Source organism: Mesorhizobium sp. M2C.T.Ca.TU.002.02.1.1 (genome assembly GCF_003997225.1).
This window is the reverse complement of sequence record NZ_RZTO01000741.1, coordinates 1-3,075: the sequence shown is the minus strand read 5'-3', so window position 1 is coordinate 3,075 and position 3,075 is coordinate 1. Positions and strand designations below refer to the sequence as shown.

The window sequence follows — 3,075 nt, the reverse complement described above, 5'->3', positions numbered from 1 at the left end:
CCTCAGACCCACCCCAGCGGCTCTCACGTGGATCAAGCGTTGCCGGGGCGTGATGATTGATACTGGATTTTTTTCGATTAATCTCCCGAAAGCTTTCACACCAACAGTCGAGCTGCCCCTTGCTTTCCAACACGCAATCCGAGACCAACGCCACCGATCTCGCCTATCATCTGCATTCGCAGACCAATCCTCAGGCCTTGTCTCGCGAGGGCGCCTATATCGTCGTCAAGGGCGATGGAACCCATGTCATCGACGAGAACGGCAAGCGCTATATCGACGCCATGGCCGGGCTTTGGTGCGCGTCGCTAGGCTTCAACAACCAGCGCCTCGGCCGCGCCGCGGCGACGCAGTACGAAGAGCTCGGCTACTACCATAGCTTCTATGGCCGGACGAATCCGAAGGCCGCAAATCTCAGCAAGAAGCTGGTCGAACTGACAGGCATGGCGGGCGGCAAGACGTTCTTCGTGACCTCGGGCTCCGAAGCCAATGAGACCATGGTCAAGCTGGCCTGGCTCTATCATGCATCGCGCGGCAAGCCGACCAAGCGAAAGATCATCGCCCGCGACCGGGCGTTCCATGGGTCGACAATCGTGGCCGGATCGATGTGCGGGCTTGAGATGATGCACCGCGAGTTCGGCTTACCGCTGCCCGGTTTCATCCATACGCTTTGCCCGAACAATTATCGAGTACGCCTGCCGGGCGAAAGCGAGGCGGAGTTCGTGAGCCGCCTGGCCGGCGAGCTGGAACGCATGATCCTGCGCGAAGGTCCCGACACCATCGCGGCCTTCATCGCCGAACCGGTGATAGCCGGCGGCGGCATCATTCCGCCCCCGGCCGGCTATTTCGAAGCCGTCCAGAAGGTGCTGGCAAAATATGACATCCTTTGTCTCGACGACGAGGTCGTCTGCGGCTTCGGCCGCACCGGCAACTGGTTCGGGCGCGAGACGGTCGGCATGACGCCGGACATGATGTCGCTCGCCAAGGGCATCACTTCGTCTTACTTTCCCCTCGCCGCGGTCGTGGTATCGCCGAAAATCCTCGAAGCCGTCGAACGCTACAATGAGAGCGGCACCTCCTTCGGCCACGGCTTCACCAATGCCGCACATCCGGTGGGCGCCGCCGTGGCGGCCGAGACCATCGCGATCTACGAGGAACTCGACATTGTCCCGCATGTCCGCAAGATCGGCGCGCGCCTGCACCAGAAGCTTGCCGAGGTGACGAAGGATTCGCCGATCGTCGGAAATCTGCGAGGCGTCGGCCTGATGTACGGCGTGGAACTCGTCGAGGATCCTTCGACCGGCACGCCTTTCGCGCCCGCGCGCCAGATCGGCGCGCGCCTGGCCGCCATCGCTTATGAAAACGGCCTTGTCGTGCGCGCGATGCGCGACACCGTCGGCTTCTGTCCGCCATTGATCATCGATGACAATGACGTCGAGGAAATCGGCGCCAAGCTGCAGAAGGCCCTGCGCGAAACCGAGAAGGCGGTTCAGGCGAAGTCGATCTGAGACCAGCAGGCATACCGCCATCCGGCCGGCAGGCCCGATGGCGGCCGGCCGGCGAGCCCCGGCATCCAATCGACACGCAGGCGCATTCGATGCCGATCCGGCAATCCGTTTTCACCAATGTCTATATTTGCGCCTTCGCGGCCTATGCCTGCTTTTCGACCTCCGACGCGTTCACAAAGGCGCTGCACGGGCCGCTGAGCGTTTTCGAGATCGGTTTTTTCGAAAACCTGTCGGCCTCGATCGTGCTTCTGGCCACCCGCCACGAGAACGAGCGTTGGCTGGAGTTCTGGAAGATGAGCCGGCCCTGGCCGGTGCATTTTCGCGCTCTATGCGGCGTCCTGTCGAGTTTGTGCGCGATCTACGCCTTCACGACCATCCCTCTGGTCGACGCCTATTCGTTGATCTTCCTGGCGCCGTTTTTCGTCACGGTCATGTCCGTGCTGATCCTGAAGGAGCATGTCGGACTCTGGCGGTGGTTCGCCGTCATGCTCGGATTTGCCGGCGTCCTGCTCGCGGTCAAGCCGGGCTTCCAGGCGTTTCATCTCGGACATCTGAGCGCCGCGGTCGCCGGCCTTTCGACCGGCACGTCGATCATAATAATGCGCAGCCTCGGCTCGTCCGCGAAGAAGACCAGCATTCTGGGGATGCTGTTCCTCTACCTGGTTTCGATCAACGGCCTGGGCATGCTGCTCAGAGGTTTCAGCGCACCTTCCCTGCATGACCTGCTGCTGATGGCGCTTTCAGGTCTTTGCGTCGGCCTCGGCCAATGGGCTTTCGTCAGTGCCGCGCGATACGGCAACGCCACGCAGATCGCGCCCGTCGCCTATTCACAGCTTGGCTGGGCGATGTTCTTCGGCATCATCGTCTTTCACGAGTATCCCGACTTGCTGGCCATCGTCGGGGTTGGAGTGATCGCGAGCGCCGGCCTGCTGACCGTGTTGCGGGAGCGCGTCCGCCGGATCAAGCCGGCCAATCCGCCGGGGATCCGTTGACGCGCGCCAGTGACGGCGATTCCCGGGCCGTTCAGGCGCGCGCATCTTTTCCAGGGCCGCCGAGAAGACGTCCTCGGCCCCGATCTTCCCTGGCTTCAGAAACAACGAAATCCGCCGCGCATCGCGAGAGATGCAGGAACCCGCGCCAAGCTCGTCGAATGGAAGAACCTGCATGCTTTGAATGCCGAGCGCTTCGACGATCGCACCCGACGTTTCGCCGCCTGAAACGACGAACTTGCGGACACCCCTCCCGCCCAAGCCCTTGGCTATGCCGGCCAGGATGGCTTCGGCCTTGCGCGCCGCGCCCATTATGCCGAACTTGGCCTGGGCATCGGCAACCGACGCGACATCCCCGGCGACCGAAAAGCCGATCGGCTGGCCGGCGCCGAGCTTTTCGTCCGCCCAGGCAAGCGCCCGCGCCATCAGGGTATCTTCATCCGCCTCGCAAATATCGATGTCCAGCATCGGATTATCTTGCGCGAAATGATCGCGCTGCCGCAACGTGACGCCGCTGCAGCTTCCCACCAGCACGACTTCACCACCCTCAGCGCGAGCCACCGGCGACGGGGTCCGACGGC

2 protein-coding genes and 1 pseudogene are annotated in these 3,075 nt (G+C 62.7%); 2 read left to right on the top strand and 1 reads right to left on the bottom strand.

The features are described from left to right. Positions 1–119 precede the first annotated feature (119 nt). Together EOD07_RS28610 and EOD07_RS28605 are read left to right on the top strand one after the other, a co-directional pair. Positions 120–1,505, top strand: a complete 1,386-nt coding sequence (locus tag EOD07_RS28610) for an aminotransferase (RefSeq protein ID WP_041004273.1) — start codon at positions 120–122, stop codon at positions 1,503–1,505. A gap of 89 nt (positions 1,506–1,594) precedes the next feature. Next, positions 1,595–2,497, top strand: a complete 903-nt coding sequence (locus EOD07_RS28605) for a DMT family transporter (protein WP_127237751.1) — start codon at positions 1,595–1,597, stop codon at positions 2,495–2,497. A 123-nt stretch (positions 2,498–2,620) separates the two neighbouring features. Here EOD07_RS28605 and EOD07_RS38705 read toward each other — a convergent pair. After that, positions 2,621–3,022: pseudogene (locus EOD07_RS38705) on the bottom strand (nucleotide-binding domain containing protein); the annotation flags it as partial. Positions 3,023–3,075 lie beyond the last annotated feature (53 nt).

What these genes read in the sequence shown, in the direction of transcription:
- EOD07_RS28605 (WP_127237751.1), top strand. Translation starts at nt 1,595, where the DNA reads ATGCCGATCCGGCAATCCGTTTTCACCAATGTCTATATTTGCGCCTTC.